At 41.4% G+C, this 263-nt stretch carries 1 pseudogene; it reads right to left on the bottom strand.

Annotated features, from left to right (window positions below):
• Positions 1–263, bottom strand: a pseudogene (locus tag RYX56_RS23160) (type I pullulanase); the annotation flags it as partial.

Genomic DNA, 263 nt, shown 5'->3' with positions numbered 1-263 from the left:
CTCCCCAATGATAAGGGTCCCTTTTGCGATTGTATCACAGACGGTTTTCACCTGATTCATTGTCTCAATATCCAAAATCCCCATTAAATCGAAACGGAAACCATCAACATGATACTCCTCCATCCAAAATCGAACGGAATCAAGAATAAACTTTCTGACCATTAGACGTTCTGATGCTAAATCATTTCCGACTCCAGTACCGTTAGAAGGCATCCCCATCTCATCATGACGGAAAAAATAACCTGGAACGACCTTCTCAAAAG

Source organism: Alkalihalophilus lindianensis (genome assembly GCF_032843265.1).
GTDB classification, from domain to species: domain Bacteria; phylum Bacillota; class Bacilli; order Bacillales; family Bacillaceae_D; genus Alkalihalophilus; species Alkalihalophilus lindianensis.
This window is presented reverse-complemented; position numbering and strand designations above follow the sequence as displayed.